Below are 25,929 nucleotides of genomic sequence, written 5' to 3'. Positions count from 1 at the left end.
CTCCCATCGCTACGCTTTGCTATGCGCAGTCAAATAATTTTTTTCAATTGTTGATTGGTAGCTTCCAAATTCTCGATCGCCATCTTGGTCTGACTCAAACCCAGTGCAGTTTCGCGCGCCCCGGCGTTCATGGTATTGGCGGCGCTGACTACTTCGGCAATCGCCACTGTTTGTTGGCGGGCATTGAGCGCACTTTGCTGTGAGCTTTGGAATACCAGGTTGCTGATGTTGGAAATCGATTCGAACAAGTCATTGACTTGCATGACGATGCTCATCACCGCTTCAATATTGCGCGAGCCTTCCTCAGTGCGCATGATGGTGGTGTCCGAGGCTTTTTGTATGCCGGCGACGATGGCCTTGGCTTGCTCGGCCGATTTTTTACTCTCCACCGAGAGCTTGCGCACTTCGGTGGCGACGACGGAAAAGCCTTTGCCGTGTTCGCCGGCACGCGCCGCTTCGACGGCAGCATTGAGCGCTAACATATTGATCTGATTCGATAAATCCTTGAGCAATTCGGTGATGCTGCCGATTTGTCCGGTCTGTTCCGACAGCGATAAAATTTGTTCGGCGATGGCGCTGACTTTAAGTTTGAGGCCATTCATCGCTTCCACTACTTGACGTACCGCATCATTGCCATCCTTGGTCATGGTGCTGGCATTTTTTGCCATTTCGGCGGCGCTGCCCGATTGCTCGGTCGATTGGCGCGACGAGACCGCCAGTTGCTCAAGTGTGGTGGTGATTTCATTCGTCATCGCCGCTTGTTGGCTGGCAGTACGCTCATGCTCGATGATGGTGGCAGCAATCTGTGAGGAACTCGTGGCTGCCGCCGCAATCCCGATGCCCATGCTGCGCGCCACGCTGCGTATCAAGACGAAGGCGGTGAGCAAACCGATAAGGGCGGCGCTGACGCTGACGATGATGATCAAGTGATGTACCGCGGTATGGGTGTCGACCGAGGCTTTGACGGCTTGCGAGATCGCTTCTTTTTCGAATTGAAAAAACTTTTCTATGCTCTTGATGTAAACCAATTGCCGTGGCCGCGTGTCATCGAGCAAGGTTTTTTTTGCTTTGACAAAATCTTTGGCACGTATCTGCTTTGCATATGTCGCTTCCGGTTCCAGATAGGCATTACTGGCATCGACGATGCTCTTGAATAAGACGCGGTCGGGGCTGTTTGCTTCCAATTCCACGTCTAAACTTTTGAGCATTTCGCTGCGTCGTTGTATCTGCGTGTCGAGCGATTTCAACTCTTCGTTGATGGCATCGCTGTCGCTGAGGATGAGCATATTGCGCGTATGACGCGCGCTTTGCAAGACACTCGTTTCCAATTCTGCGGCAAAGACGATACGCGGTACTTGATCTTCACTGATGTTGACCAAGCTGCCCTTGAGATCATTGAGACTGATCAAACTGACGGCACCGATGGCGGCAGTCATCAACAACATGATCGCAAAACCCAAGGTGATGCGGGTCGACATTTTCATGGTATTAAAATTCATCACAGACTCCCAGAGAGGTGCAGCAATACTGAAAACCGTCCGCCTTCAGGTCTGATCGACCACCAGCGTGTTACTACTCAATAAAGCCGGCAAGTTGAGCAGGCTCATAGCCTTGTTGCGATACTCGATCGTGCCGATGAAATAAGCGAGTGCTTCCGGATGCGCCGAAGCCGGTGCATCGACGACGTCCTCGTTATTGATCGCAACGATATCGTCCACCTCATCGACCGCGATGCCGACGGTGATCGCATCGACCACGCAGACGACGATTTTGGCATTGCGTTCAAACTGTGCGGTCGGCATGCACAGGCTGCTGCGGATATCAATCACCGTCAGAATATTGCCGCGTAAATTCATATTGCCCAGCACATGCGGCGGGCAATTCGGCAGCGGTACCAAATTTTTACTTCGGGTAAATTCGGTGATGTAAGCAATCTCGAGTCCGAAATATTCGCGACCGAGAAACACGGCGGCGAACTGGCGTCGCGGCAGGCTCGAATCCGTGTTCTCGCCAGCAATCAGTTCTGCCGCCCGTTGTTGTAGCAAGCGTAAGCCGACGGCGTCGAAATCCGTCGCAGCGGGGCTGATCTCGGCCTGTGTGATGGGCGTATCGTGAGTGGGCATCCATGCAGTTGCTCCAGCGCGTAATTGCAGTAATAAATCCGCATCGAGCAGGCTGATGATGCGCAGACCCACACGCGCCATGCCAGCGACCAAACCAGGGTGAGACTGACGCGCGGCTTCCCATTGCGGCGGCTCATCGATATCGGCACTATCGATGAGGATCACATCGGAGACTTCATTGACGATGATGCCGATGCTACCGCTGGCATGTTCCAGTACCACCACGGCATCATTGAGACTGCGCGCCTGGGCATGGCCACCGAGTAATAATTGCAGATCGAACAGCGGAAGAATCGTGCCGCGCAGATTGATCACGCCGGCAACGTAAGGGGGGGCATTGAGCAAGCTTTCCATGGCTGGTAAGCTGAATGTCATGGACACGCGCAGCGCTTCGATTGCGTACAATTGCTGGCGCAAACTGAAGAGAAAATAAAGATTGCCGGATGCATGCATTATTTGCCTCGCGTCATGTCGCCGTTGAATTTGTTCAGGGTATGCAATAGATCCGCTACTTTCAACTCTTCGTAAAATGGCACGATGGCATCGTCGGGCAAGACCCGCAGAAATTGTCCGATCAATTGCAACAGTTTCTCTGCCGCAGCATGGTTACCCTCTTGGCGATGTAGATGAAATAGCTCGATATGTGCTGCCAAGAAATGCGGATCGAGGTAGAGGCTTTTATCCAGAAATTTTTTACTATCTTCGCGCCGGCCCTCAATGACGGCGATCTGTGCGAGAACGAAATACGGCGCTGCTGCTGCAGCATCGAGGGTAATTGCGGTTTCGCAAAAACTGCTGGCTTGACGATACAAGCCCAGATTGGCTGCGTGTTTTGCTTGCGCCAATAAGGCCGTTAGCGCCGTGCTGTTACTGGTTTTACTAGCAGCTTGCGGCGGTGCTAAGGCAGCGTGGTGGGCGATGCGTGCCATCTGCGTCGGCTTGGGGATAGGCTTGGGTAAGGGCAGCGGATTTTGCGCTTGTATCGTTTGCATGGCCGTTGTTGCTGGCTCGCGCCGATACACGATCAAATCATTGAGCCATTCACTGCGCAAACCGGCTTGATTGAGGAATCCGAGTTCGGTATGGCCGGTCATCAGGTAACCGTGCTCAGATAAACAGCCGGCCAGTTTTTGTGCGACTTTCCCTACCGTTTCCGGATGAAAATAAATGAAGGCATTGCGGCAGACGATCAGATCAAAATCACACAAATCCACCGCCGAGTCAGGGAACTGATCTTCGACCAAATTGCCGTAAGTAAATTGCACCATATTGCGCAGGTCGGCAGCGATTTCCCAGCCTTCCGGATGCGGGGTAAAGTAGCTTGCTTGCAGTAAAGGATCGACCCGACGAAATGACCATTGACTATAGATACCGCTGCGCGCTTTGGCCAACAAAGTTTGATTGATGTCGGTGGCGAGAATGTGAATATCCCAAGCCGGTCCCGGACATAATAAACCTAACAATTGTTGCAGCAAAATGGCAATCGAGTAAGCCTCTTCACCGCTGGCGCAGGCCGCGCTCCAGATGCGCAAACGGCGCTCTGAGCGACGCCGTTCTATCAGTGCTGGCAACAAGTGTTCTTTGAGCAGCGCGATCTGGCTATGGTCGCGAAAAAAATAGGATTCCCCGGTCGTGAGCAGGTCGAGCAAGGGCTTCCAGATGGCCGAGGAAACCGCTGCCTCGGCTAATTGCCTATGCCAATTTTGTGCGCTGCAGTAGGGTGGACGCAATTGGGCAATGCGCGCCGCCAAGGCGCTGCTATCATGTTCGCGAAACAGCAATCCTGTGCGTGCTGTAACCAAATCCATCAGATCGCTGAGCCAATCTTTCATCACAGACACACCTCAATGGTTGATCAATTTTATTTTGAAAACAGCACTGCCATCGAAATAATTATAGATTGATCTAACTCAAAAAAATCTGGCTCAGGGTAGAGTTTGTATAAATAAAACAACTGATTTTGTTGATATATTTTTTGCAAAAGTTTGTTTGTATACTGCGCGTCACATTCGCTGTCGCTGGTGTTTTTAAATCACGGCAACACTGCTTTTTCCTCCGGCTGTTTTCTGTACATTGATGCGTGTGCTGATCCGTTCCGTCATTTCTTGCACGTGCGAAATAACACCGACTTTGCGCCCCAAAGCTTGCAAACTATCGAGCGCATCCATGGCTACCCGCAAGGTAGCGGCATCGAGACTGCCAAAGCCTTCATCGATGAACAGCGACTCGACTTTGACACGATTACTCGACAACGATGCCAGCGCCAGCGCCAGTGCCAGCGAAACTAAAAATGATTCACCGCCCGACAGCGAATGTACGGAACGCACTTCATCGCCCATATCCTGATCGATCACCATCAAGGACAAGCTATGCACAATGCGTTGCAAGCGGTAACGGCGTGCCAGTTGCTGCAAGTGAGAATTTGCATAGGCGAGCAAAATATCGAGCGTGATTTGCTGGGCGTAATTTCGGAATTTTTTCCCATCGCCGGAACCGATGAGTTCATTGAGCTGATTCCACACATGGCAACGGTCCTGTTGCAATTGCATGGCTTCGAGTAAGTCTGCCGCCTGCAAGCGTCGCGCATCATCTTGTGCCGCCGCCAGTTGATGGCGATTCAACTGCTGCCAAACCAACTCACGTTCTTGTGCCAAAGTAAGCAGCGCGGCTTCCACTTCGGCCACTTCACTCGTGCCACCGTCGGCATTCAAGGGGCGTGCCGCCTGCTGCGTAAGCCAGAGATTGCGACGTTCTTGCCAGATGGTATGAGCTTGCAGGCGCGCTTGTTTGATCGCTTGTAAAGCCGCGCGTTGTTGCGCCAGTTCGGCTTTGTCTTGGCTCAGTAAGTTGCGTAACTGTGTTTCATCAATTGGGCTTGGCTGTGCCGCGAGCCAGTCGGTGAGCGCGCTCGCTGCCTGCTCGGCTTGCATTTGATGCGCAAGCAATAAAGCCGTCTGTTGCGCCTGTGCTTCGCGCTGACGGCTCAATTGCAAGCGGCTGGTATCGCGAGTGGCGACGGCGCTCGCCAATCCGGCGGCGGCATGTTGTACCGCTTGCTGCAAGCCTGCGCTGACGGTCGCTATCGACACGCCATCAAACAAGGTCGTGCGTTGCCCACGTAAGGCTTGTAACGATGTCGCGCTGCTTAGTACGGCGGCGCGGGCGCTTTGTTCCGCGTCGGCAGTATTTTCCTGCTGCACGACAAGCTGGGCCAAGGCATGGCGCAAGCTGTCGATTTGTGCTCGCAATTCTTGTTCCAATTGCAGTTGTCTTTGCCAATTGGAAACCTGTTCCAGGCAACGTGCATGAAATGCCTGCGGCTCGGCTTGCCACAGCGCACGCCAATCGCCATCGTCCGGACCTAAGCCCTCGTGCTCGAAAAGCGTTGCCAAATTGCTGAGCAAGTATTCCACGCGCGCGTGTTGCGCATGCTGTTGCTGCTCGAGGTGTTCGATCAAACTCTGGGTTTTTTGCAACTCTGTGGTGGCAGCATGCTGGGCCGCAGCGGCATCGAGTTGCTGTTGCAAGGCTTGTTGTTCTTGCCCTTGTGCGGCTAAATGCGCTTGCGAAGTTTGGTGGTAGGCGGCTTCGATTTGCCGGTGGTTTTGCTGCTTTTCAGAGAGTGCTTGGTTTTGTTGCTGCAAGGCTGGAATTGCCGCTGCTGCATCGAGGCTGCAAAAGCCTGGATGCCTGAGCCAAGTTTGCTGTTGTGCTTGCAAGCTCGTATGTAGACCGAGTAACTCTTGACGCAAGTTGCTGGCCAATTCAGTTTGTTGCTGATACGCGCTTTGATTTTGTCCTTGCGCAGTATGGGCACTTTGCTGTTGCTGCCGACATGATTTTAATTGCTCACGCAAGAGCAGGAGCAATTCATCCAAGGCCGGGGCACTGTCGCGATATGGATGCGCCGTTGCGCCGCAGACCGGGCAGGGGGCATCGTCGCACAAGTCGGCACGCAGTTGCCGTACATCAGCCGCTGCTGCCGTTTCGGCGCTGCGCAGTGCGCGTTCGGCTTGTTCCACCGCCGCCTGCAAGTCGGGCAGACGTGCTTGTGCTGTTGTCGCAGCCAAGCTGGCCGCTTGCGCCGCTTGCTCACTCTCAGTCAGACGGCGCTGCAGCGCGCCGACTTGCACACCGAGGTGATTGATTCCTTGCACCAACTGGATGGCGCTGTGCAATTGTTCGCGCTGTTGTTCATCGTCGGCGCGTTGCGCTTGCAATGCCGCGAAATCATACGCCTGTAAAGCGTGGGCCTGCGCCGTGCGTTGCTCGGTGGCGGTACGCACTGCGGCGCTGGCCAGCGCCACTTGTTGTTGTGTTTGCTGTAAGGCACTGTGTTGCGCCGCAGCTTGTATGCGCGCACCGCTGAGGCTGGCAAGCTGTTGTTGTAATTCACGAGAAAGGCTGGCAGCTTGCTTGAGCTCGCTGTCGGCAACCGGCCATTGGCGGGCCAGAATCGCCAGGTTGGCATGCTGTTCGCGCCACGCGCTGACGGCGAGCAAACGCTTGGCGAGTAAGGCTGATTCCTGTTCGTGGCCTTGTAAGTCTTGGCGTACTTTTTTGTGTGCCTCGGTCGATATGGCTTCTGCTTGCTCAAGCGTTGCATGGACCGGTAGCAAAGTGGCAATGCGGGCATCCAATGCTTTGGCTTCATCAAGTGCACCGGCGGCGGCATGCTGTTGTTGTTCTGCCGCTTGTAGCGCTTGCTGTGACGCATCGCTTGCCCTGGTGTGCACCGCTTCCTCTGCTTCTGCTTGCAATAAGAGAGCGTGGCCAAGGCTGATTGTTTGCTGGTCGCGCAGCAATTCTTGTCGCAAGCGTTCGCACTCTGTCAACACCGGGCGGGCACTTTCCACCGCATCAATGGCGTCGAGTTGCTGCTGTCGTGGTGCTGCATCGCTACATGCTTGCTCGCACTGCTGCAAAGTCAGAGCGGCACTATGCTCGTGGCTGGCCAAGCGCACACCATCATGATGCCAGCTTTGTTGTGACAGCAAGCTTTGCCTCTGTAAATCGAGCTGCTGCAATTCTTGTTGTGCCGTTTCGCGCGCCGCGTCGATGCTGGCGCGCTCGGTCGGCGGCAAGGGGGCATTATCGGCCAGACGAGTATGGAAACGTTCCAGTGCCGCGCGCTCTTCTTTGGCACGGGCAAAGGCATTGATTGACAAGCTGGCATAGAGGGCGGTACCGGTTAAGGTTTCCAGCAGCAAGCCACGCTCATCCTCGTCAGCTTTCAAAAAACTGGAAAATTCATTTTGCGCCAGTAATACGGCGCGTGTGAACTGGGTGAAACTGAGGCCGATGCGTTTCTCTATGGCTGCCTTGATTTCGGTCTTGGTGCCACCTATGGCTTGCATCTGCGGTAACTGATGCAATTGCATGGTCGTCGGTTGCAGACTGCCGCTGGCCTTGTTGCGTGAGCGACGCACACTCCAACGGGCACGGTAATGCAGGCTGTCGTTACCAACGAAATCGACCTCGGCATAGCCATCACCACAGCCGCGCCGTAACAGGTTACCGGTATCTTGCTGGGTGACTAATTCTTTGCCATCGGGTAGCTTGCTATTGCCCGCTTTGAACAGCCGTGGGGTATTTTCATACAAGGCCATGCACAAGGCATCGAGCAGGGTGCTCTTGCCGGCACCGGTAGGGCCGCTGATGGCGAACAATCCGGCCGAACGCAAGGGCTCTTGCTCGAAATCGACGGCAAACTCACCGGCCAGCGAGGCCAGATTTTTTCCGCGTAGTGCCAGAATTTTCATAGCGTGCTCCGTTCGGTGGTGAGCAATAATTCGGCAAACGCTGCGTGCAATGCTGCTGGCGTTTCCGCTGCATAGTGTTGCTGATACAAACGTTCAAAAATATGTTCAGGTTGCAATTGCGCCAGATCTTCCAGCAGCACCGCTGGCGCGCCGTCAGCCTGTTGTTGTACAAAGCTGATATCGATTTTGGCCAGCCGCACTGCTTTGCCTTCGAGTGCAGTTTCTATCGCACTGCGTAAGCCCGGTTCCGGTGCTGTCAACTTGACCCGCACTTCTAAATACGGCTGTAATTCGAGCGCTATGTCTGACGGCACATCGAGCGCGGTCAAGGCCACCAATACCTGTGCCAGCGGGGCCGGTTGCCGCGGTACGCGCAACAAGGCGACCGCGCGCGGCACCGGCAAGGGCGTCACCACGCTCGTGCCGTCACTGGCCAAATCGACCCGTAGTACTTGGTGTGGATAATCGATTTCGGCAAATGATAAGGGTAGCGGACTGCCGCAATAGCGCAGATGCGCTTGCCGCGCGACTTGTTGCGACAGATGCAGGTGGCCGAGCGCGGCATAGGCGATATCGCTGTCGAACAAGGCTGCCGATAAGGCCTCGCTGCCGCCGATGACAATACTGCGTTCCGATTCAGCAGAAATTTCCCCGCCCACCATGTGGCAGTGACCCATCGCGATCAAAGGCTGCGCAGCGCTGCGCAGGCCGCGCGCATGGGCCGTTGCCTGTTGGTAAAGCAAGGCGATGCCGGCCAAGTAAGGGTCAGGCGCTGCGGCAGCCTGCGCCTCAGCCTCAGCTGTTGGCGCGGGCAGACGCGGTACATCGCCGGGACGCAGAAACGGCATGGCAATGCACCAGGCAGCAATACTGCCATCTGCCTCATGCAGTGGCACGACCAAGCGTGCGAGCTCGATTGCGCCAGCGGCATCGCGCGGCACTGCACCGATCACATGGATCTGCATGCCTTCGAGCAGGGGCAGCGGCGCTTCCAGTCGCCCCGGCGAGTCGTGATTGCCGGCGATGATGACGATATCGAGCTGCGGCAGGGCCGCCTTGGCTTGCTGTAAGAAACGATAAAATTGCTTTTGCGCCGAAGCTGAAGGGTTGGCGGTATCAAAAATATCACCGGCGATCAGTAAGGCGTCGACGCGCTCGCGCACCAGCGTTAGCACCAGCCAGTCCAGAAACGCCTGGTGTTCGGCGGCACGTTCGAATTGATGCAGGGTTTGACCGATATGCCAGTCAGAGGTATGAATGAAGCGCACAGAGTATCCTTGGAGTCAAACGGAGAGCGAAGGCTGCGCAGCTGAAATCCGCGCCTTCCTCAAAAAGCTCGCTGAATATAACGCACAAGTGCGTTGTTGATAAGTGTAAGCTTTCGCCGACCATCACGACCAAGACTGACAGCGGTATGCGCTGCCTCATTTTTCCGGAGAAAATCATGGTCGATGCGATCACCAATACCTCGGCCAGTGCCGCCGCTGATACCAGTAAGAGTGCGACTGCCGCAGCGGGCGGCGGGGCCAGTTTACGCGCACAGTTGTCTCAATATCAACATCAACTGTCCGATTGTGTCAATTGCGATTCGGCCAGTACTACCGAGGGTAAGGCACAGATTGCTGAAATTTCCGCCAAGATTGCCGCTGTCAAGCGCAGTCTTGAGAGCGCGGCAAGCAGTGCAGCGCAGTCAGTCAATCCGGCTCATGTCGTGGCCAACACGCAAACCGCTGCCGCCGTCAAGCCGCCGCTGGCGGCTAACTTGACGGTCGGCGTGCATATCGATTTATATTCCTGAGGGCATGTCATCAAACTGTAATATTTTGTATCAAAGTAACAGTATTTAACAAAAATCTCTACTTCAAGGCTAAAATGAAATAGTGTCGCATGCAGAGATTGCACGCCGCGCATCCTATTTTTTCATTGGAGGATGGGAGTTTCATGAAGTCATTCGATCAAGACCGATTTGGTTTTGCACAAACGCATTTGTTAGCCGCAAAAAAAACTGCGCAACAAGCTGCCAAACGACAAAAGCAAATGTGGTACAGCTATGTACCTACGCGTAAAGAAGTTGCTACCTTAAAATTTGAACAATTAGCCCCCATGCTGACCGGCTGGATGTGCAACAGCGTCATGGAATTGATTCCAAGCCGCATGCAGATTGCACAAGTCATTGAAATACTGCTGAAGCGGCCGGACGCGACGGTATTTTCACCGCTGTTACGGATGTGTGAAAACTATGTCCATGGTGCCTGATTAACAGATTAACAGCTTGTCGTCGGCACGCGACTGGCGCGCGAATTGCCCTTAAATTTTCTTGCAACAGCTCGATTTCTCCTTCAAACTCCTGCAATTATTGCAGGGTGCTTGGTCATCAAGGCGGCGCTTGTCGCACCGTTCCCGACCCACCAGCCTTGCGTTTGGCATGCCCGCAGCAGTTTTGATGCGGGTTTTTTATTGACACCATTGCTAATCATTTCCATGAATACTCTCATTGGCTTCGTCATTCTGTATTGGGTCATTTCGGTAGGCATAGGTCTGTATGCCGCTCGTTTCGTGAAGAATAGCAAAGATTACGCCGTGGCCGGCCGCTCCTTGCCGATGTATGTTGTTACCGCGACGGTGTTTGCCACTTGGTTTGGTTCCGAAGCCGTGCTCGGTATTTCCTCGACCTTTCTGAAGGAAGGTTTGCGCGGCGTGGTGGCTGACCCCTTCGGCTCGTCCCTGTGTCTGGTGTTGGTCGGTTTGTTTTTTGCCAAGCCGCTATACCGCATGAATCTGTTGACGATAGGCGATTACTACCGCAATAAATTCGGCCGCTCGGTGGAAGTATTGGTCACCCTGTGCATCGTCGTTTCGTATTTGGGTTGGGTTGCGGCACAGATCAAGGCGCTGGGCTTGGTCTTTAACGTGGTGTCGGATGGTTATATAGAAATGAACGTCGGCATGGTGATCGGCGCGGCCAGTGTGCTCATTTACACCTTGAAGGGCGGCATGTGGTCGGTGGCGATCACTGATTTTTTGCAAATGATCATCATTGTCGTGGGTATGATTTACATAGGTTGGGAAGTGTCCGGGATGGTCGGCGGTGCCGGTACGGTGATTGCGCATGCCGCCAATGCCGGTAAATTTGAATTCTGGCCAGCCCCGAATGCGCGTGACATGCTGTGGTTTTTTGCCGCCTGGATTACCATGATGCTCGGTTCAATTCCGCAGCAAGACGTATTCCAGCGTGTTGCCTCATCGAAAAACGAAACCATCGCCGGCCATGCCTCGATCTTGGGCGGTGTCTTGTATTTCTGCTTCGCCTTTATTCCCATGTTTCTCGCCTACTCGGCCACCTTGATCGACCCTGAGATGGTCAATCGCCTGATCGACAAAGACAGCCAACTGATTTTGCCTACCTTAATCATGAACAAAGTACCAATGCTGGCACAGGTGATGTTCTTCGGGGCCTTGCTGTCAGCGATTAAAAGTTGTGCAAGCGCAACATTGTTGGCACCATCCGTCACCTTCACCGAAAACATCCTCAAACCGTTCTTCCCCGAGCAAAGCGACCGCCAATTTTTGCGCATGATGCGCATCGTGGTATTGCTTTTTACGGTGATCGTGACCATCTTTGCTATGCATACCGAGTCGAGCATCTATAAAATGGTAGAAAATGCTTATAAGGTCACTTTAGTGGCTGCTTTCGTGCCGCTGGCCTTCGGTCTGTACTGGAAGCCGGCAACCGCGCAAGGCGGCTTGGCTTCCATCGTCTGTGGTCTCGTTTCTTGGGTGGCGCTGGAGATGCTCTATCCCGAAGGCTTTTGGCCACCGCAGTTAGTCGGTGTAGTCATGAGCATGGCCGGTATGCTGGTGGGTTCTTTATTGCCACAATTTTCGCGCAAAGCGGCGCTGATCTGAGCAGTTGCAATCGGCCCGCATGATGCGATGCGCAAATTCTGCCCAAAAACCTTTATAATCAAGGGTTTTCATCCGATTTTTTAAGGCGAGAGTATGCCGATTTACGCTTATCGTTGCACCGAGTGTGGTTTTGCCAAAGATGTATTGCAAAAAATATCTGACGACCCACTCACTGAATGTCCAACTTGTGGCAAAGCCACATTTCAGAAACAAGTTACTGCCGCCGGCTTCCAGCTCAAAGGTTCGGGCTGGTATGTCACCGATTTTCGCGGTGGCACCGGCGGTGCTGGCGCTACCTCCGCACCGGCAACTGCCGGCGATGCCGCTGCTGCGCCCGCCGCGGCTGTCGCCACGCCGGCTGTTACCAAGAGCAGCGAGCCGAGCTGAGCCCGGCGCGCTTTTTCTGATCCATCCATTGAACCTATGCGTAAATACTTCATCACCGGCTTGCTGATTCTTGTTCCCTTGGCTATCACGCTGTGGGTACTGCATGCCATCATCAGCACGATGGACCAATCCTTGTTGCTGCTGCCACCAGAATGGCGCCCTGAGAAACTGGTTGGCTTCCAAGTGCTCGGCATCGGCTCTATCCTGACCTTACTGATCATTTTCGTTACCGGCTTGTTGGCGCAGAACTTCATCGGTAATTATGTGGTCAAAGGCTGGGAAGCCTTGCTCAATCGCATACCCATCGTCAATTCAATTTATTCCAGCGTCAAGCAAGTCTCGGACACCTTGTTTTCTTCGTCTGGCAACGCGTTTCGTAAAGCGGTCTTGATCGAATACCCGCGTGCCGGTTGCTGGACTATCGCCTTCTTGACCGGCGTGCCGGGTGGCGATGTGGCCAATTATTTGCAGGGCGACTATGTCAGCGTGTATGTTCCAACCACGCCTAACCCAACCTCAGGTTTTTTCCTGATGTTGCCGAAAGCCGAGGCTATCGAACTCGACATGAGTGTTGATGCCGCCCTGAAATACATCGTGTCCATGGGTGTGGTGGCGCCCGATCTTGCACCACCAAGCAAATAAGTGTGTGCCGGTGCAGCACACCGGCATCCCCAAAAAAACATTATTAATTTTCAATACAGGTAAGAATATGTCCATGCGTACCCATTACTGCGGCCTCACTACTGAGGACTTACTCGGCCAAACCGTCAGCCTGTGCGGCTGGGTGCATCGTCGCCGCGATCACGGCGGCGTGATCTTCATCGATCTGCGCGATCGCGAAGGTTTGGTACAAGTGGTCTGCGACCCCGACCGTGCCGACGTGTTTGCCGCTGCGGAATCGGTACGCAATGAATTCTGTCTGCGCATTACCGGCATCGTGCGCGCACGTCCGGATGGCACTACCAATGCCAACCTGAAATCAGGCAAGATCGAAGTGCTGGCGCACAATGTGGAAATCCTCAATCCTTCCGTGACGCCGCCGTTCCAGCTCGACGACGACAATTTGTCGGAAACCACTCGCTTAACGCACCGCGTGCTCGATCTGCGCCGTCCGCAAATGCAAAACAACCTGCGCCTGCGTTACAAGGTCGCCATGGAAGTTCGCAAATTCCTCGACGCCAATGGCTTCATCGATATCGAAACACCGATGTTGACCAAATCGACCCCAGAAGGTGCGCGCGATTATCTGGTACCGTCACGCGTGAATGCCGGTGAATTTTTTGCTCTGCCACAGTCGCCGCAATTGTTTAAACAATTGCTGATGGTGGCCAACTTCGACCGCTATTACCAAATCACCAAATGCTTCCGCGATGAAGATTTGCGCGCCGATCGTCAACCTGAATTTACCCAGATTGATTGCGAAACTTCGTTCATGTCTGAACAAGAAATTCGCGATATGTTTGAAGGCATGATACGCCTGGTGTTCAAAAACACCCTCGACATCGACTTGCCTGATCCATTTCCAGTGATGGAATTCGCCGAAGCGATGGGCCTGTATGGTTCCGACAAGCCGGACATGCGCGTCAAGTTGCAATTCACCGAATTGACCGAAGTGATGCAAGATGTCGACTTCAAAGTCTTTTCTGCTGCCGCTAACTTGCCCAACGGCCGCGTGGTCGGTTTGCGCGTACCGGGTGGTGCCAACATGCCGCGTTCCGAAATCGACGCTTACACCCAATTCGTTGCCATCTACGGCGCGCGCGGTCTGGCTTACATCAAGGTCAATGAAAAAGCCTTGGGGCGCGATGGCTTGCAATCACCTATCGTCAAAAACTTGCACGATGCTGCTTTGACCGCGATACTGGAAAAAACCGGTGCCCAAGATGGCGATCTGATTTTCTTCGGTGCCGACAAAGCCAAAGTGGTTAACGATGCCATCGGTGCCTTGCGCGTCAAAATCGGTCACAGCGTGTTCGGCAAGGCCAATGGCTTGTTCGAAGATGCTTGGCGTCCGCTGTGGGTAGTCGACTTCCCGATGTTTGAACATGACGAAGCCAATAACCGCTGGTCGGCCACGCATCATCCGTTCACGGCACCGAAAGATGGCCATGAAGATTTGATGGAAACCGATCCGGGCAAGTGCATCGCCAAGGCTTACGACATGGTCTTGAACGGTTGGGAACTCGGCGGCGGTTCGGTGCGTATCCATCGTGCCGACGTGCAGAGCAAAGTGTTCCGCGCGCTTAATATCAGTGATGACGAAGCGCAATTGAAATTCGGCTTCCTGCTTGACGCCTTGCAATACGGCGCGCCACCGCACGGTGGTCTGGCCTTCGGTCTCGATCGTATCGTTACCATGATGACCGGTGCCGAATCGATCCGCGACGTGATCGCTTTCCCGAAAACCCAGCGCGCGCAGTGCTTGCTCACGCAAGCGCCATCGGCTGTGGATGAAAAACAATTGCGCGAACTGCATATTCGTTTGCGCGCTGCGGAGCCGGTCATTAAAGGCTGAGTTTGCTTGCTCGATCTAAAAAAGCGACGCCTGGCGGCGCTTTTTTTTTGACTAAGTTCAACGAAGTAAAGCTTCAACAAGCTTTTTCCAATATTGCATAGGGCAATTGCCATGGTCGCGCGTTCTTTACCAAATCTGCCCTTCCTTAAGTGTGACGATAAGGCATCAAGCGCTTTGAGCATGAAACAAAACGCAAAAAAATAGCGCACTGATACATTGCGAAGCAGCAATGTCAACTCTTGTGTCCTTGGTCTTGTTGGTTTGCTGGGCATGCTATAAGCAATTAGCAAGCATGGTTTTTTTGTATTTACCCTACAGCAAGGAAGTAACATGACATCGTTCTCACGCATTACACTGCTGGCCGCCATCGCGTGCCTGGCCAGTTCGGCTGTGTCAGCCGCCGACCATGGCAGCGAAGCCGAAGTACAGGAGATGGTGAAGAAGGCGGTCGCCTTGGTGAAGTCAGTTGGGCCAGAAAAGGCTTATAAGGCGTTTACTGAGCATCCTGATGGGGCCTTTAAACACAAAGATCTGTATGTCTTCGCTTATGATTTCAATGGCGAGTGCATTGCGCAAGGGGCAAACCCTAAAATGGTCGGCAAGAATTTGCTTTCTATTAAAGATGTCGATGGCAATGCCTTCGTCAAGGGCATGATTGATTTGGTCAAAGCCTCAGGCAAGGGGTGGTACGGACCCTACAAATTCAATAATCCAGCCACCCAGACGTATGAATTGAAAAAGTCTTACTGTGAGCGCGGTGCCGGTGACACCATGTTGTGCGTCGGAACTTATTTCGAAAAATAATTTTCCCGTCCGTCGAGCCTGCCGGTGTGCGCCCCTTGCGGCGCGTACCGGCTTTTTTTTTGCCTGAACCAGTGCTTTCCAGAAAGAGACTAGAATAGGGTTTTGCCATTTATTCACTCATGTTAACTATGCCGCAACACAAAATTCCCGAATCGGTTCTCGTTGTCATTTATACCCCACAATACGATGTATTACTGCTCGAACGCGCAGATCATCCCGGTTTCTGGCAATCGGTCACCGGTTCCAAAGATATGGAAGACGAAGCATTGCGTCTGACCGCGGTACGCGAAGTTGGCGAAGAGACGGGTATTGATGCAGATCAATTCCAATTGAACGATTGGCAGCTTTCTCATGTCTACGAGATCTATCCGCGTTGGCGGCATCGTTATGCCAGCGGGATCACGCATAATACCGAGCATGTGTTCGGCTTATGCGTTCCGACCCAAGTTGCGGTGCAACTGGCCCCACGCGAGCATTTGCAATATCAGTGGCTGAGTTGGAAAGAGGCGGCCGATAAGTGTTTTTCGGCATCGAATGCAGAAGCGATTTTACAATTGCCACAGCGAAACGAGCACAAGATAATTTGACAAGGACGGCATGCAACTGCGAATCGCGACCTATAATATTCATAAGGGCGTCAGCGCATTCGGGCGACAGACGCGAATTCACAATATCAAAGAGGCGGTGATGGCGCTCGATGCCGATTTGGTGTTCTTACAGGAAGTGCAAGGCCAGCATGATCACCATGCGCGGCGTCATGCCTTGTGGCCGCAAGCGGGGCAGCATGAGTATCTGGCTGGCGATTCGCACCATTTTGCCTATGGAATGAATGCCATTTATGAGCATGGCCACCATGGTAATGCGCTGCTCAGTCGTTTTCCTATTGCTTCACAAGTCAATCATGACGTTTCCGATCATGCCTATGAGCAGCGTGGTATCTTGCATGCGGTGGTGCAGGCCGGTGCCGCCGAGGTCCATTGCTTTGTCGTCCATCTGGGCCTGTTTGCCGCCAGTCGGCGCCGCCAAGTGCAGGCGCTGATCGCCACTATTGCGCGCGATACCCCGGCCGATGCACCGCTGATCATCGCCGGTGATTTCAATGATTGGAGCCAGAGTCTGAGCGCGGCCTTGTATGAACAGCTCGGTGTGGTGGAAGCCTTCGATGTTGGTGGTAAGCTGGCGCAGGCACCGTTTTCACGCAAAAGTATCAGTCAATTTTTTTCCGCTGCCAGTGCCCCCCATGCGCGCACCTTCCCTGCCGGTTTGCCTTGGCTGTGTTTGGACCGGATGTATCTGCGCGGTTTTCAAGTCCGCGATGCACAAGTGCTCAAAGGTGCGCCGTGGGACAGTTTGTCCGACCACGTACCGATTACCGCCCATCTCGAGTTGTTGTCGACCGTGCGCTGATGAGCAAGTTTCATTACATCGACGGTAATGATGTGCAATTGCTGCATTGTGGCGGTGAATATTTTACAGCCTTGCTGGCAGCAATTGATGGTGCGCATCGTCAGGTGTATCTGGAAACGTATATCTTTGCCCACGATGAAACCGCTGCACGCGTACGCAATGCCTTGATTGCGGCGGTACAGCGTGGCGTGATGGTGCGCGTGGTGATTGATTGGCTGGGCAGCGGTCGTGTCGCTGCCGAACGGCTGGCGCGCGTCTTGCACGACGGCGGGGTTGCTTGCCGTTGCTTTAATCCTTGGTTCGGACACGGGCTGGCGCGCACCCACAGAAAAATCTGTGTGGTCGATATGGGTTTGGCCTTCGTCGGCGGTCTGAATATTATCGACGACCATATTTCCGACGACGGGCGCGAGCAACTGTTACCGTTTCCACGCTGGGATTTTGCCGTGAAGCTGGTCGGCCCCTTGGTGCCGCATGTGCATTTTGAAGTCGAGTCGCAATGGCGTCGCACCGGTCGCTTGGGCTGGCTGACGCGCATTGAGCTCATGCGCGATTTGAGCAAAGATGCCACGGTCGCGGCGCAAAGCAGCGCGGCGCTGGTGGTGCGCGATAATTTGCGTAACCGCGTGACGATACAAAAAGCTTACTTGCATGCGCTCGGCAAAGCGCATACACGGGCGATTTTGGTGACGCCGTATTTTGCTCCCGGGCGTAAATTCCGGCGCGCTCTGAGCAGCGCGGCAGCGCGCGGAGTCTCGGTTACCTTGTTGATCGGGGTAGGCCAGTTTGCCCTGCAAGATGCCGTTACCCATTCGTATTATCCGAAATTGTTGCGTAATGGCATACGTATCGTCGAATACCGTAAAACCCAGCTGCATGCCAAGGTCGCCGTGGTCGATGATGATTGGTCCACGGTCGGTTCGAGCAATGTCGACGGGCTTAGCTTGTTTTTGAATCACGAAGCCAATCTTGTCATCCGCGATCTGGCGTTTACCAATCGTCTGGCCGGCGAACTGGAAAAAGGCGTGGCCGATGGGGTGGAAGTGTTATTGGCAGATTACGCCAATCAACCATGGCAGCGCCGCGCTTGGTATGGCTTTGCATATCTGGTGTATCGCGGCATGATGCGGATTTTGACGTTCGGCAATTATGGTTAGGACTGCTAGATGGCATTCGCGGCACGGATGCCATGGCTGAGAAAGCGCAGCAAGGCCGCATCGTCGGCGGCCTCGTCGCCGCCCGGGTCGGCCGCCAGCACATGATGTAGCAAGGCACCAAGCGCCCATTGATAGCTGCGGCACAGGCTGGTCTGGGTGGCCAGCGGCAGGGCGTCTTGCAGTGCGGCGATGAGTTCATCGGCCATCGGCGCATAAAAGTCGGCGCGGATGCGCTCGCTGGCTTCGTGGCGGTCGATTACACCACGCATGACCATACGGGCGAAATCGGCGCTTTCTGTCTGTTCGCGCAGTTGCAGTAGTGGTCGCACGAAAGCGGCCAAGACTGCGTCGAGTTCGACAGTGTGGCCGTGACGGGTGGCGCGCAATGCCAGTAAGCGCTCATTGAGGTAGGCGCTGTGGTATTCGAAGATGGCGTGGTACAACTGATTTTTTGCGCCAAAGTAGTAACCGACCAGTGCTACCGGCACATTCGCTTCATGCGCAATATCGCGGATCGAGACGCCTTCATAGCTTTGCGCGGCAAAGCATTTTTCCGCAGCAATCAAAATCGAACGCTTTTTACCGCTCAACTCATCGACTGAGTTCATCCGTTTTGCCTTCCCCAGACCGGTTATTTATGGGCCTTGCCGTTATTGCATGAAATGTTTATCGACTCGATTGTACGGGCCTGTGGCTGGCTGTCTATGCGCGCTGCAACATGGGAAAATTTGCTTTGCTCTTAACAGATTCGATAAATGGCTGGCGTTTGGTCTTGCGCTGCGCTACATTGCATCAAAATAGTATGCACGTACCAAAATTTATGTAAACGGTCCATCATGACGAATTCCACCTTGCGCATCGATAAATGGCTGTGGGCCGCGCGTTTTTTCAAAACCCGCAGTCTGGCCACCCACGCCGTCGATCTCGGCCGCGTGCAACGCAATCAAGCGCGCGTCAAGCCGGCACAGGAGCTGCACATCGGCGATGTACTCGTGGTCGAGCATGGCGAGCAGCGTACCGAATTACGCGTACTGCGCTTGTTGGCGTTACGCGGCAGCGCTGTGGTGGCGCAAACCATGTATGAAGAAACTGCCGCCAGCCTGGAGCAACGCCAGCAACGCAGCGAGGAACGCAAGTATTCCCGCGAACCGGCCGCCGTGCTGCCCGGGCGACCAAGCAAACGTGAGCGGCGTGCATTGACGGCAGTGCGTGATGATTACTGAGCCTGTGCCAGCTCTTGTTGCGTCAATGACGGCGGCGCGCAAGCCTTGCTGCGCTACCCCTCTGATAAAACAAATAGATACTCTCCTCTACGAATCGGGTTTGACATTTACTGCGCTCTGGCTAATAGTACGAGCGTTCGATTAATTTTCTGTTTGCATAGCATTATGTAAGCAAAAGCATCTCAAATAAGCAATGTAATATGAATATGACATCGAAATTCATGCGCAAGGGTGAATTGACCCGCGCCGCCATTCTCGACGTAGCGCTCGACGCTGCCAGTCGGGACGGTATAGAAGGACTGACGATCGGTTTGTTGGCCGACAAGATGAACATGAGCAAGTCTGGCGTGTTCGCCCATTTCGGTTCGCGGGAAGATTTGCAAATCGAAGTGTTGAAGTTGTATCACCACCATTTCGAGCAGGAAGTATTTTATCCGAGCATGAAAGAAGAGCGCGGTTTGCCGCGTCTGCAGTCGATGTTTGCACTGTGGATCAAGCGCGTCACGGTTGAAATCGCTTCCGGTTGTATCTACATCAGTGGTGCGGCCGAATACGATGACCGTCCCGGTCCGATCCGCGATGAATTAGTCGGCATGGTGCGGGCTTGGCAGGGGGCCTTACAGCGCGCTGCCAGTCAGGCGATCACGCTCGGTCATCTCAGTAGCGAGGTCGATGCCGATCAGATTGTGTATGACATGTATGGCCTCATCCTGGCGCTGCACCATGATGCGCGGTTTTTGCGCAAACCGGGCAGTGTGGATAGGGCGCAAGCCGGGTTTGAGAGATTGATTGAATGTTATGCGCCGCGCCACAGCACTGTATAAGTACTGGCAGCGGCCTTGAAAAGTGTTTCTAAATTTAGTTTAACTTTGTCGTCAGGAGAAAATCATGGGTCAATATATCGCACCATTGCGTGATATGCAGTTTGTGTTGCATGAATTATTGAATGTGGAATCTGAACTCAAGCAATTGCCTAAGCATGCTGAAGTCGATACCGATATCATCAACCAGATTTTGGAAGAAGGCGGCAAATTCACTTCTGAGGTGCTGTTTCCTATCAATCATTCGGGCGACCGCGAAGGCTGTCATCACGACAAAAGCACGCATGCCGTTACTACCCCGAAAGGTTTTAAAGAAGCCTACAAACAATATGTGCAAGCCGGCTGGCCGGCGTTGTCGTGCGATCCGGAATTCGGCGGCCAAGGCTTGCCTTTGGTAGTCAATAATTCCTTCTATGAAATGATGAATTCGGCTAATCAAGCCTGGACCATGTACCCGGGTCTCTCGCATGGTGCCTACGAATGCATCCACGAACACGGCACGCAAGAACAAAAAGATCTGTACTTGCCGAAACTGATTTCCGGCGAATGGACCGGCACCATGTGCCTGACCGAACCGCATTGCGGCACTGACTTGGGCATGCTGCGTTCGAAAGCCGAACCACAAGACGATGGTTCGTACCGCATCAGCGGCGCCAAGATTTTCATCTCGGCCGGTGAGCACGATATGGCTGATAACATCGTTCATCTGGTGCTGGCGCGTTTGCCTGGTGCACCGGAAGGCTCGAAGGGTATTTCGCTCTTCATCGTACCGAAATTTTTACCGAATGCGGATGGCTCCAACGGCGCGCGCAATCCGATTTTCTGCGGCGCGATCGAAGAAAAAATGGGCATCCATGGCAATTCGACTTGCCAAATGAATCTCGATGGTGCTACCGCTTGGCTCATCGGCGGACCGCACAAAGGTTTGAACGCGATGTTCGTGTTCATGAATGCGGCCCGTCTCGGCGTCGGTATGCAAGGCTTGGGTTTGACCGAAGTGGCCTATCAAAATGCCGTGGTCTATGCCAAAGATCGCATCCAGATGCGCAGCCTGTCGGGACCGAAAGCACCGGACAAACCGGCTGACCCTATCATCGTGCATGCCGATGTGCGGCGCATGTTGTTGACCGCTAAAGCCTATGCCGAAGGCGCGCGTGCCTTCTGTTCGTATGTCGCTTTGCAGCTCGATAAAGAATTGAATCACCCGGATGAACAAGTGCGCAAAGATTGTGCCGATGAAGTCGCTTTGCTCACGCCCGTTATCAAAGCCTTCATTACCGACAATGCTTGGGCTGCCACTTCGGAATGTTTGCAGGTATACGGTGGGCACGGTTTCATCGCTGAATGGGGCATGGAGCAGTATGTGCGTGATTCGCGTATCAATATGATTTACGAAGGCACCAACACCGTGCAATCGCTCGATCTGTTGGGCCGCAAGATTCTCATGGACAACGGGGCCAAGCTGCGTAAATTCGGCGCCAAGGTACAAGCCTTCGTCGAAGCCAATGGCAGTGATGAAGCGATGTCTGAATTCGTGACACCGTTGGCTGAGCTGGGCGACAAAGTCACCAAGCTGACCATGGAAATCGGCATGAAAGCCTTCCAGAATCCGGATGAAGTCGGTGCTGCTGCCGTGCCTTACCTGCGCGTGGTCGGTCATCTGGTGTACAGCTACTTCTTTGCGCAAATGGCGAAAATCGCCTTGAGCAAGCAAGCCGGTGGCGACAGCTTCTATATTGCCAAACTGGCGACGGCGCGTTTCTACTTTGCCCGCCTGTATCCGGAAACCGCGATGCTGACCCGTCAAGCGCGTTCCGGCAGTGCCAATCTGTTGGCTCTCGACGCCGACCTGTTCTGATGCCAAAGCCTCTCCCGTTGACGGGGGAGGCTTTGTTGCGTGCATTTCCAGGCATGCAGTCCTTGTTCCACGAATTCCAATGAGGTTATCCATGAGCAATTTTATCGTTAAAAAAGTCGCCGTCCTCGGTGCCGGTGTGATGGGCGCGCAAATCGCCGCACACTGTATCAATGCCAAAGTAGCGGTCGTGTTGTTCGATTTGCCGGCCAAAGAAGGCCCGAAAAATGGCATCGTGCTGCGCGCCATTGAGAATCTGAAAAAACTCAATCCTGCACCGTTCGGAAATAAAGACGATGCCGCCCTGATCGAAGTTGCCAATTACGAAGACAATCTCGATCTGCTGGCCGGTTGCGATTTGATTATCGAAGCGATTGCCGAGCGCATGGATTGGAAACACGATCTGTATAAAAAAGTGTCGGCGCACATTGCTCCGAATGCGATTTTTGCTTCCAATACTTCGGGTCTGTCGATCACGGCCTTGGCCGAAGGCTTCGATGCCGAACTCAAGGCGCGCTTTTGCGGCGTACATTTCTTCAATCCACCGCGCTACATGCATTTGGTAGAATTGATCCCGACCGTGGCGACGCGCCCGGAAATCATCGACCAACTCGAAGCCTTCCTGACCACCAGCTTGGGCAAAGGCGTGGTCCGCGCCAAAGATACGCCTAACTTCATCGCCAACCGCGTCGGTATTTTCGGCATGCTGGCGACCATCCATGAAGCCGAAAAATTCGGCTTGAGCGTCGATGTCGTCGATGATTTGACCGGTAAAAAACTCGGCCGCGCCTCCTCCGGTACTTTCCGTACCGCCGATGTGGTCGGCCTCGATACCATGGGCCATGTGATCAAGACCATGCAGGATAATCTGGCCGATGATCCGTTCTTTGCCGTCTACAAAACCCCGGAAGTGCTGGCCAAATTGGTTGCTGCCGGTGCTTTGGGCCAGAAGAGCGGTGCCGGTTTTTACAAAAAAGTCGGCAAGGATATTCAACGACTCGATTTCGCCAGCGCCCAATATGTCAGCGGCGGCGGCAAGGCCGATGATTTGGTCGCGCGCCTGTTGAAAGAAAAAGATCCGGTCAAGAAGATGAAGAGCTTGCGCGAATCGAGCAATGTGCAAGCGCAGTTTTTGTGGGCGATTTTCCGCGATGCCTTCCATTACATCGCCGTGCACAGTGCCAGCATCGCCGACAATGCGCGGGACATCGATTTCGCCATGCGTTGGGGTTTCGGTTGGAATGTCGGCCCGTTCGAAACTTGGCAAGCGTCGGGTTGGTTGCAAGTGGCTAACTGGGTGAAAGAAGATATCGACGCCGGTAAAGCCTTGTGCGATGCCGCTTTGCCAGCCTGGGTGTTTGCCGGTGCCGTGGCCGATAACGCTGGCGTGCACAGCGCGGACGGTTCCTGGTCGGCCGCTGACAGCCGGTTCGTGCCGCGTTCTCGCTTGGCCGTCTATGATCGTCAAGCTTTCCGTGCGCCAGTATTGGGTAGCGGCGCAACGAGCGGTGCCAATGCCGGCGTGACTTTCTTCGAAGATGAGTCGGTGCGGATCTGGCATCAAAACGATGATGTGCTGATTTTATCGATGAAAACCAAGATGCACGTGATTGGCCCCGGCGTGATCGAAGGTATGGAAAAAGCGATTGCCGAAGCGGAGAAAAATTTCAAAGGCTTGGTCATCTGGAGTGCCGATGCTGCCGATGGCGGGGCCTTCTCGGCCGGTGCCGATTTGCAGGCCATGCTGCCCTTGTTTATGTCGGGCGGTGTGAAAGCCATCGAACCGGCGATCGCGCGTTTGCAAAATGCGCATCAAGCGCTGAAGTATGCCAACATTCCGGTGGTGGCAGCGGTATCGGGTCTGGCCCTCGGCGGTGGTTGCGAATTGATGATGCATGCGGCCAAACGCGTGGCATCGATAGAGTCGTATATCGGCTTGGTGGAAGTCGGCGTCGGTTTGGTACCGGGTGGTGGCGGTTTGAAAGAAGCGGCAGTTCGCGCTGCAGCCGATGCCAAAGGCACTGATTTGCTGCAGTTCTTGAAAAATTATTTCACCAATGCGGCCACCGCAGCGGTGTCGAAATCGGCACTCGAAGCGCAGAAGATGGGCTACTTGTCGGCCAATGATGTCATCGTTTTCAATCCTTACGAATTGCTGTACGTTGCCAAAGTAGAGGCGCGTGCCATGTTCGACGCCGGCTATCGTGCACCAATGAAAAAATTGGTACCGGTCACCGGTCGTCATGGCATCGCTACTATCGCTGCGCAATTGATCAATATGCGTGACGGCGGCTTTATCTCTGCGCACGATTTCAAACTCGGTAAAATGATCGCCGAAGTAGTGTGCGGCGGTGATGTTGATAACGGTAGTCTGGTCAGCGAACAATGGTTGCTCGATATGGAGCGCAAAGCCTTTATGGAATTGCTCAATCATCCGAAAACCCAAGAACGCATCATGGGGATGATGCAAACCGGTAAACCAGTACGTAACTGATATTGACCGTGCGTTCTCAGAACGCACCTGCGATTACATTTATCTGCGCTTCCTTGAAGGAAGCGCAAGGAGAGATCTGATGAAACAACTTCAAGACGCTTACATCGTCGCCGCTACCCGCACGCCTATCGGTAAATCCGGTCGCGGCATGTTCCGTAATACCCGTCCGGATGACCTGCTGGTACGTGTGATGCAATCGGCCTTCGCACAAGTGCCGGGACTCGATCCGAAACTGGCCGAAGATGCCATCATCGGCTGTTCCTTCCCCGAAGGCGCGCAAGGCTTGAATCTGGCGCGTATGGGCGTGCTGCTGGCCGGTTTGCCCAACACCATAGGTGGCGTCACCGTCAACCGTTACTGCGCTTCCGGCATTACTGCTGTGGCCATGGCGGCAGACCGTATTCGCGTCGGTCAAGCCGATGTGATGATCGCCGGCGGCGTCGAATCGATGTCCATGGTGCCGATGATGGGGAGTAATCCGTCGATGAACATGGCCATCCTCAACGATGAAAATGTCGGCATGGCTTACGGCATGGGATTGACGGCAGAAAAAGTTGCCCAGCAATGGAAAATTTCGCGCGAAGCGCAGGATGCGTTTGCCTTGCAATCGCATCAGCGTGCCATCGCCGCGCAAAATGCCGGGTTCTTCGATGCGGAAACGACTTCGGTCGACATCATCGACCGTGTGCCGAATTTGCTCACCGGTGAAATCGAACTCAAATTGCGCACCGTCAGCCGCGACGAAGGCGCGCGTCCCGATACGTCGCTTGAAGGCTTGGCCAAACTCAAAGCCGTGTTCGCGGCCAAGGGCAGCGTCACTGCGGGTAACAGCTCGCAAACCTCGGATGGTGCCGGCGTACTGATACTGGTCAGCGAAAAAATTCTCAAGCAATTCAATCTCACACCGCTGGCGCGTTTCGCTGCCTTCGCGGTGCGCGGCGTGCCACCGGAAATCATGGGCATCGGTCCGAAAGAAGCGATCCCGGCAGCATGCCGTGCCGCCGGCATCACGCAGGATCAGATTGACTGGTTTGAATTGAATGAAGCGTTTGCTGCGCAATCACTGGCGGTGGTGCAGGATCTCGGTCTCGATCCGGCCAAGGTCAACCCTATGGGCGGCGCGATCGCGCTCGGTCATCCGCTCGGTGCGACTGGCGCGATACGCTCGGCGACTACGATTCATGCTTTGCATCGTAATAATCTCAAGTATGGGATGGTCACCATGTGTGTCGGTACCGGCATGGGGGCCGCAGGAATTTTTGAACGCATGTAATGTCAATACTGATGGAGCTACTGCGCCCCGCAATCTTCAGTCTGCGATGCTCGCCATACGAGAGTATGGCTGCGCTTCTCGACTGAACCTTGCGGGGCTCGCTACGCTCCCTCAGCATTGACGGACTTTTGTTTTTTATGGGGGCGGAGCGTCGCTGCGCTCGCTCCGTCGGCGTAACTTATAGGAGACGAGATGGAGCTAC

22 protein-coding genes are annotated in these 25,929 nt (G+C 54.1%); 15 read left to right on the top strand and 7 right to left on the bottom strand.

Going from position 1 to position 25,929, the window contains the following annotated elements:
• Positions 1-29: 29 nt before the first annotated feature.
• From RHM61_RS03390 to RHM61_RS03370, 5 genes are all read right to left on the bottom strand, one after another.
• Positions 30-1,499 carry a methyl-accepting chemotaxis protein gene (locus tag RHM61_RS03390; protein ID WP_322249728.1) on the bottom strand — a complete coding sequence of 490 codons (1,470 nt, stop codon included), beginning with the start codon at positions 1,497-1,499 and terminating at the stop codon, positions 30-32.
• Positions 1,500-1,544: 45 nt separating this feature from the next.
• Positions 1,545-2,576, bottom strand: a complete 1,032-nt coding sequence (locus tag RHM61_RS03385) for a chemotaxis protein CheW (RefSeq protein ID WP_322249727.1) — start codon at positions 2,574-2,576, stop codon at positions 1,545-1,547.
• Positions 2,576-3,955 (bottom strand): CheR family methyltransferase, encoded by a 1,380-nt coding sequence (locus RHM61_RS03380; protein ID WP_322249726.1) that lies wholly within the window; start codon positions 3,953-3,955, stop codon positions 2,576-2,578. Before RHM61_RS03380 ends, RHM61_RS03385 begins: the two co-directional genes overlap by 1 nt.
• A 195-nt stretch (positions 3,956-4,150) precedes the next feature.
• Entirely contained in the window at positions 4,151-7,885 is a 3,735-nt protein-coding gene (locus RHM61_RS03375; protein ID WP_322249725.1) for an AAA family ATPase, read from the bottom strand.
• Entirely contained in the window at positions 7,882-9,153 is a 1,272-nt protein-coding gene (locus RHM61_RS03370) for an exonuclease SbcCD subunit D (RefSeq protein ID WP_322249724.1), read from the bottom strand. Before RHM61_RS03370 ends, RHM61_RS03375 begins: the two co-directional genes overlap by 4 nt.
• 176 nt (positions 9,154-9,329) lie before the next feature.
• Here RHM61_RS03370 and RHM61_RS03365 point away from each other — a divergent pair, with 176 nt between their 5' ends.
• Together RHM61_RS03365 and RHM61_RS03360 are read left to right on the top strand one after the other, a co-directional pair.
• A complete protein-coding gene (locus tag RHM61_RS03365; RefSeq protein ID WP_322249723.1) occupies positions 9,330-9,683 on the top strand; it encodes a FlxA-like family protein in 354 nt (117 codons plus the stop codon).
• Between the two features lie 143 nt (positions 9,684-9,826).
• Complete coding sequence (locus RHM61_RS03360; protein ID WP_322249722.1) at positions 9,827-10,141, top strand: hypothetical protein; 315 nt, start codon at positions 9,827-9,829, stop codon at positions 10,139-10,141.
• An 83-nt stretch (positions 10,142-10,224) separates the two neighbouring features.
• Here RHM61_RS03360 and RHM61_RS03355 read toward each other — a convergent pair whose 3' ends face one another.
• Entirely contained in the window at positions 10,225-10,368 is a 144-nt protein-coding gene (locus RHM61_RS03355) for a hypothetical protein (protein WP_322249721.1), read from the bottom strand.
• On the opposite strand from RHM61_RS03355, the gene RHM61_RS03350 reads away from it, so the two are divergent.
• From RHM61_RS03350 to RHM61_RS03315, 8 genes are all read left to right on the top strand, one after another.
• Positions 10,367-11,791, top strand: coding sequence for a sodium:solute symporter family protein (locus tag RHM61_RS03350; protein WP_322249720.1), 1,425 nt, complete (start codon positions 10,367-10,369; stop codon positions 11,789-11,791). The genes RHM61_RS03355 and RHM61_RS03350 overlap by 2 nt on opposite strands.
• A gap of 93 nt (positions 11,792-11,884) precedes the next feature.
• A complete protein-coding gene (locus RHM61_RS03345; RefSeq protein ID WP_322249719.1) occupies positions 11,885-12,178 on the top strand; it encodes an FmdB family zinc ribbon protein in 294 nt (97 codons plus the stop codon).
• Positions 12,179-12,214: 36 nt separating this feature from the next.
• A complete protein-coding gene (locus tag RHM61_RS03340; RefSeq protein ID WP_322249718.1) occupies positions 12,215-12,820 on the top strand; it encodes a DUF502 domain-containing protein in 606 nt (201 codons plus the stop codon).
• Between the two features lie 67 nt (positions 12,821-12,887).
• Positions 12,888-14,693, top strand: a complete 1,806-nt coding sequence (gene aspS, locus RHM61_RS03335) for an aspartate--tRNA ligase (RefSeq protein WP_322249717.1) — start codon at positions 12,888-12,890, stop codon at positions 14,691-14,693.
• A gap of 330 nt (positions 14,694-15,023) precedes the next feature.
• The gene (locus RHM61_RS03330; protein WP_322249716.1) at positions 15,024-15,497 is read left to right on the top strand and encodes a cache domain-containing protein; all 474 of its coding nucleotides are present in this window, start codon (positions 15,024-15,026) and stop codon (positions 15,495-15,497) included.
• Between the two features lie 128 nt (positions 15,498-15,625).
• Complete coding sequence (nudB, locus tag RHM61_RS03325; RefSeq protein WP_322249715.1) at positions 15,626-16,084, top strand: dihydroneopterin triphosphate diphosphatase; 459 nt, start codon at positions 15,626-15,628, stop codon at positions 16,082-16,084.
• Positions 16,085-16,094: 10 nt separating this feature from the next.
• Positions 16,095-16,904 carry an endonuclease/exonuclease/phosphatase family protein gene (locus RHM61_RS03320; protein ID WP_322249714.1) on the top strand — a complete coding sequence of 270 codons (810 nt, stop codon included), beginning with the start codon at positions 16,095-16,097 and terminating at the stop codon, positions 16,902-16,904.
• A complete protein-coding gene (locus tag RHM61_RS03315) occupies positions 16,904-18,061 on the top strand; it encodes a phospholipase D-like domain-containing protein (RefSeq protein ID WP_322249713.1) in 1,158 nt (385 codons plus the stop codon). Before RHM61_RS03320 ends, RHM61_RS03315 begins: the two co-directional genes overlap by 1 nt.
• A 5-nt stretch (positions 18,062-18,066) precedes the next feature.
• Here the strand turns inward: RHM61_RS03315 and RHM61_RS03310 are convergent, their stop codons facing one another.
• Positions 18,067-18,669 (bottom strand): TetR/AcrR family transcriptional regulator, encoded by a 603-nt coding sequence (locus RHM61_RS03310; RefSeq protein WP_322249712.1) that lies wholly within the window; start codon positions 18,667-18,669, stop codon positions 18,067-18,069.
• A gap of 228 nt (positions 18,670-18,897) precedes the next feature.
• Between RHM61_RS03310 and RHM61_RS03305 the strand changes: the two genes are divergently transcribed.
• The 5 genes from RHM61_RS03305 (at position 18,898) to RHM61_RS03285 (ending at position 25,727) form a co-directional block, all read left to right on the top strand.
• A complete protein-coding gene (locus RHM61_RS03305; RefSeq protein WP_322249711.1) occupies positions 18,898-19,284 on the top strand; it encodes an RNA-binding S4 domain-containing protein in 387 nt (128 codons plus the stop codon).
• A 221-nt stretch (positions 19,285-19,505) separates the two neighbouring features.
• Positions 19,506-20,108 carry a TetR/AcrR family transcriptional regulator gene (locus RHM61_RS03300; protein WP_322251032.1) on the top strand — a complete coding sequence of 201 codons (603 nt, stop codon included), beginning with the start codon at positions 19,506-19,508 and terminating at the stop codon, positions 20,106-20,108.
• Positions 20,109-20,172: 64 nt separating this feature from the next.
• Positions 20,173-21,963, top strand: coding sequence for an acyl-CoA dehydrogenase C-terminal domain-containing protein (locus tag RHM61_RS03295; protein ID WP_322249710.1), 1,791 nt, complete (start codon positions 20,173-20,175; stop codon positions 21,961-21,963).
• 91 nt (positions 21,964-22,054) lie between these two features.
• Positions 22,055-24,454, top strand: coding sequence for a 3-hydroxyacyl-CoA dehydrogenase/enoyl-CoA hydratase family protein (locus tag RHM61_RS03290; protein WP_322249708.1), 2,400 nt, complete (start codon positions 22,055-22,057; stop codon positions 24,452-24,454).
• Between the two features lie 76 nt (positions 24,455-24,530).
• The gene (locus tag RHM61_RS03285) at positions 24,531-25,727 is read left to right on the top strand and encodes an acetyl-CoA C-acyltransferase (RefSeq protein ID WP_322251031.1); all 1,197 of its coding nucleotides are present in this window, start codon (positions 24,531-24,533) and stop codon (positions 25,725-25,727) included.
• Positions 25,728-25,929 lie beyond the last annotated feature (202 nt).

Origin of the sequence: Undibacterium sp. CCC3.4 (assembly GCF_034347425.1) — a bacterium.
GTDB lineage: Bacteria > Pseudomonadota > Gammaproteobacteria > Burkholderiales > Burkholderiaceae_D > Undibacterium.
The sequence above is the reverse complement of the archived record's forward strand: the minus strand, read 5'-3'. Positions and strand labels throughout refer to the sequence as shown.

What these genes read in the sequence shown, in the direction of transcription:
- RHM61_RS03390 (WP_322249728.1), bottom strand. Translation starts at nt 1,499, where the DNA reads ATGAATTTTAATACCATGAAAATGTCGACCCGCATCACCTTGGGTTTT.
- RHM61_RS03385 (WP_322249727.1), bottom strand. Translation starts at nt 2,576, where the DNA reads ATGCATGCATCCGGCAATCTTTATTTTCTCTTCAGTTTGCGCCAGCAA.
- RHM61_RS03380 (WP_322249726.1), bottom strand. Translation starts at nt 3,955, where the DNA reads ATGAAAGATTGGCTCAGCGATCTGATGGATTTGGTTACAGCACGCACA.
- RHM61_RS03375 (WP_322249725.1), bottom strand. Translation starts at nt 7,885, where the DNA reads ATGAAAATTCTGGCACTACGCGGAAAAAATCTGGCCTCGCTGGCCGGT.
- RHM61_RS03365 (WP_322249723.1), top strand. Translation starts at nt 9,330, where the DNA reads ATGGTCGATGCGATCACCAATACCTCGGCCAGTGCCGCCGCTGATACC.
- RHM61_RS03360 (WP_322249722.1), top strand. Translation starts at nt 9,827, where the DNA reads ATGAAGTCATTCGATCAAGACCGATTTGGTTTTGCACAAACGCATTTG.
- RHM61_RS03350 (WP_322249720.1), top strand. Translation starts at nt 10,367, where the DNA reads ATGAATACTCTCATTGGCTTCGTCATTCTGTATTGGGTCATTTCGGTA.
- RHM61_RS03355 (WP_322249721.1), bottom strand. Translation starts at nt 10,368, where the DNA reads ATGGAAATGATTAGCAATGGTGTCAATAAAAAACCCGCATCAAAACTG.
- RHM61_RS03345 (WP_322249719.1), top strand. Translation starts at nt 11,885, where the DNA reads ATGCCGATTTACGCTTATCGTTGCACCGAGTGTGGTTTTGCCAAAGAT.
- RHM61_RS03340 (WP_322249718.1), top strand. Translation starts at nt 12,215, where the DNA reads ATGCGTAAATACTTCATCACCGGCTTGCTGATTCTTGTTCCCTTGGCT.
- aspS (WP_322249717.1), top strand. Translation starts at nt 12,888, where the DNA reads ATGTCCATGCGTACCCATTACTGCGGCCTCACTACTGAGGACTTACTC.
- RHM61_RS03330 (WP_322249716.1), top strand. Translation starts at nt 15,024, where the DNA reads ATGACATCGTTCTCACGCATTACACTGCTGGCCGCCATCGCGTGCCTG.
- nudB (WP_322249715.1), top strand. Translation starts at nt 15,626, where the DNA reads ATGCCGCAACACAAAATTCCCGAATCGGTTCTCGTTGTCATTTATACC.
- RHM61_RS03320 (WP_322249714.1), top strand. Translation starts at nt 16,095, where the DNA reads ATGCAACTGCGAATCGCGACCTATAATATTCATAAGGGCGTCAGCGCA.
- RHM61_RS03315 (WP_322249713.1), top strand. Translation starts at nt 16,904, where the DNA reads ATGAGCAAGTTTCATTACATCGACGGTAATGATGTGCAATTGCTGCAT.
- RHM61_RS03310 (WP_322249712.1), bottom strand. Translation starts at nt 18,669, where the DNA reads ATGAACTCAGTCGATGAGTTGAGCGGTAAAAAGCGTTCGATTTTGATT.
- RHM61_RS03305 (WP_322249711.1), top strand. Translation starts at nt 18,898, where the DNA reads ATGACGAATTCCACCTTGCGCATCGATAAATGGCTGTGGGCCGCGCGT.
- RHM61_RS03300 (WP_322251032.1), top strand. Translation starts at nt 19,506, where the DNA reads ATGCGCAAGGGTGAATTGACCCGCGCCGCCATTCTCGACGTAGCGCTC.
- RHM61_RS03295 (WP_322249710.1), top strand. Translation starts at nt 20,173, where the DNA reads ATGGGTCAATATATCGCACCATTGCGTGATATGCAGTTTGTGTTGCAT.
- RHM61_RS03290 (WP_322249708.1), top strand. Translation starts at nt 22,055, where the DNA reads ATGAGCAATTTTATCGTTAAAAAAGTCGCCGTCCTCGGTGCCGGTGTG.